This window comes from Micromonospora sp. NPDC023644 (genome assembly GCF_040640115.1).
Taxonomy (GTDB): domain Bacteria; phylum Actinomycetota; class Actinomycetes; order Mycobacteriales; family Micromonosporaceae; genus Micromonospora.
This window is the reverse complement of record NZ_JBFABA010000109.1, coordinates 1-3,506: the sequence shown is the minus strand read 5'-3', so window position 1 is coordinate 3,506 and position 3,506 is coordinate 1. Positions and strand designations below refer to the sequence as shown.

The window sequence follows — 3,506 nt, the reverse complement described above, 5'->3', positions numbered from 1 at the left end:
CCAGGGCCAGGGCCCCGCCACCGCCCCACTGGAGCAGGCACTGGCCTGGGGACCCAAGGCCGGACACATCGTCACCGTCACCCCCGACATCATGCAGCGCTGGGACCAGGCCGCCCGGGAACAACGGTTCAGCCGCTCCAGCTACTTCGTCGCGGCATTCGCCTCCGCGCTGCGCGCCGTCCACCAGCAGGACGACATCGGCCTGCTGATGGTGGTGGCCAAGCGGGGCAGCCGCGTCCTCGACTCCGCCTTCACCACCCGGCTCAACCTCAACTGCGTCCGGGTGCGCTTCGACGGGCCGGAGGACGACAAACTCGTCCTGCGGGTCAACGAGACGATCACCGACCTCATGCGGGCCCAGGACGTCCCCTTCGCGGAGACCGCCGACGACCCCGCCGCCGGGCTCTCCGGCGAGGTGGTCGCCAGCCTGCCGACCTTCGTGTTCCAGGACAACGTGGTCGTGCCGCTGGAGCTGCCCGGCTGCTGGGCCGAGGAGGTCGTCGACCCGTACGCCCGGGAGGTGCCCAACGGCCTCACGGTCGAGGTGCTGCCCCGGGCCGACCATGCCCTCCTGCGCGTCACCATCCGCACCGACTACCTGCCGTACCGCTTCGCCGAGGAGCTGAACGGGCACATGCTGCGCTTCCTGGAAGCCGGGCCGGCGGGCTCCCCCACCGCTGGTTGACCGTCCATCCCGTCCACACCGGACTGCTTGTCAGCCGTGGGCGCGCCAGCCGCGTCCCCGGAGTTCGTGGTTCTTCCCGCCCGGCGTACCCCCGTGGGTCCACGCCGGCCCTGATCGGAGGTTGACTCATGTCTGTCGGGTTCGTTGGTGGTCGGGACCAGGCCGCGGGTGCCGCCGGAACCGGCGCCGACTTCGAGGTCCTCGACCTGGTGGGCGACCTGCGCCGGCCGACGGCGTGGCCGGCCCGGGCGGCCTCGGAGTTCCGGGCGGTGGAGCTGCCCGACCTGGCGGGCGCGCCGTCCCCGGGCGCGGTGGTGCTGGCCGGCGTCCTGGGGGTGCTGGCCCGCTACACCGGTCAGGCCGAGGTGGTGGTGGGGCTGTCGTCGGGTGGCGGGCTGCGGGTCGACGTCGCGGGTGACCCCTGTTTCGGGGAGCTGGTGTCGCGGGTCGGCGCGGCGTTGGCCGCACCGGTCGCCCTGGCCGCCGGTGCGGTGGGTCCGGTGGTGGTGGGGTTGGCGGACGCGCCGGTGGCCGAGGCCGGGCCGGATGTGGTGGACGTGGACGTGGTGGTGGCCGTCGCCCGCGACGGCTCGGCGGTGCGGGTGGACTACGCGGCGGACGGCTTCTCGGCCCAGTGGGTGCGGGGCCTGGTGGACCAGGCGATGGTGCTGGCGTCCGCGGGCCTAGCGGAGCCGGGGGTCGGCCTGTCGGGGTTGCCGTTGCTGGGGGGCGCGGAGCGGGAGCGGTTGTTGGGGTGGGGCCGGGGCCCGGCGCGTGAGGTGCCGGGTCAGCCGATCCACGAGTTGGTGCTGGAGTGGGCGCGGCGCACGCCCGAGGCGGTGGCGGGGGTCGCCGGCGGCGAGGTGCTGACGTACGCGGAGTTGGCACGCCGCTCGGGGGCGCTGGCCGGCCACCTGCGGTCGCTGGGTGTGCGGCCCGGTGACGTGGTGTCGCTGGCCTTGGATCGCAGCCTCTGGACGTTGATCGCCACCATGGGCGTGCTGCGGGCGGGCGCGGCGTACACGCCGATGGACGTCTCCTGGCCGACGGAGCGGATGCGCGTGCTGCTGGCCGACCACGGCGCACGGGTCGTGCTCACCGTCGGCGAGGTCGCCCCACGCGTCCCCCGGCCCGACGGCGTACGGGTGGTCGCGCTGGACGACGACTGGCCGACCGTGCAGGCGCACGAACCGGTCGACCTGCCGGCCGTCGAGGCGTCCGCGCCGGCGTTCGTGATCTACACGTCCGGCTCCACGGGCACCCCGAAGGGCGTCGTGCTGTCGCACGACAGGCTGACCAACTTCCTCGCCTGGATGCGCGACGAGTGCGCGGTGGGCCCGGACAGTCGGATGCTGCACTGCTGCGCGCCGGTCTTCGACGTCGCCCTGGGCGAGATCTTCACCGCCCTCACCTCCGGCGCCCGCGTCGTGGCCTGTTCCCGCGACGACCTGCTCGACGCCCGCCGCCTCACCGACCTGATCGCCAAGGAACAGCTGACCCACGCCTTCTGCCCGCCCACCAACCTCGCCGCGGTCGACCCCGCCGACTGCCCGAGCATGTCCTGCGTGACCCTCGCCGGGGAGCCCATCCCGCCCCACATGGCGCACCGGTGGATGGCCGCCGGCGCCCGCCTGGTCAACGCGTACGGGCCCGCCGAGGCTTCCGTGGCGTGCACGTGGTTCGACGCGTCGGCGGGCTGGGGCGGCGCGTACGTGCCCATCGGACGGCCGATGCCCAATCGGCAGCTCCGCGTCGTCGACGCCAACCTCGGCCTCGTGCCCATGGGCGTGCCCGGGGAGATCCTCATCACCGGCTTCGGAGTCGCCGACGGCTACCTCAACCGCCCCGAACTGACCGCCGAACGGTTCGTCACCGACCCGTACGGCGGCGGGATCGCCTACCGGACCGGCGACCTCGGACGGTGGAACGCCGCAGGGGCACTCGAGATCCTCGGCCGGATGGACCACCAGGTCAAGGTCAACGGCATCCGCATCGAACTCGGCGAGATCGAGACCGTCCTCGCCCAGCACCCCGACGTCGGCGCCGCCGTCGTCACCCGCCGCGAGGACCACGGCACCGCCCGCCTCGTCGCCTACGTCACCGGACGCGAGGGGCGTACCCCCGTCCCCGCGGAGCTGCGGGACCACGCCGCCGCCGTGCTCCCGCCCTACATGGTCCCGGCCGTGCTCATGGTCCTGGACCGCTTCCCCGTCGGCGGCACCGGCAAGATCGACCGGCGGGCGCTGCCCGAACCGGGCTCGCAGCGCCCCGACCTGGACGTGGCGTACGTGGAGCCGGCGACCGACGCCGAACGCCTCGTCGCGGGGGTGTTCGCGACGGTGCTCGGGCTGGACCGGGTCGGCGCGCACGACGGCTTCTTCCATCTCGGCGGCACGTCCCTGCAGTCGGCGGCGGTGGCCGTGGGCATCGACGAGGCCGCGGACGTCGTCGTGCCCGTCTCGCAGATCCACCGCACCCCCACGCCGCAGGGGCTGGCCCGCTGGCTCGCCACCGCGCCCCGCCGTCCCAGGGCCGAACCGGAGGCGCCCGTCACCGGCCGCCCCGGTCCGTCGAAGCCCGTCCCGCTGACCCTGTCGGTCGCCAAGTGCGTGTGGCTCCCCTTCGAACTGGTCTGCCCGACCACCTGGTGGATCGAGGGTGAGTTGGACCTGCGGGCCCTGATGGCGGCCCTGGGCGACGTGCACCGCCGACACGAGGCCCTGCACGCCCGCTACCGCCGCGTCGAACCGCCGGTCGCACTCGTCCCACCCAACCCGGGCATGCCGCAGCTGCGACTGCTCACCGACGCCACCAGCGAACA

General features: G+C 74.2%; 1 protein-coding gene and 1 pseudogene. Both read left to right on the top strand.

Translation table 11 applies throughout. The features are described 5' to 3' along the window. A pseudogene (locus tag AB0G08_RS30075) lies at positions 1 to 685 on the top strand (non-ribosomal peptide synthetase); the annotation flags it as partial. Positions 686 to 813: 128 nt separating this feature from the next. Further along, a partial coding sequence (locus AB0G08_RS30070) for an amino acid adenylation domain-containing protein (protein ID WP_358094332.1) occupies positions 814 to 3,506 on the top strand: 2,693 nt, incomplete at its 3' end.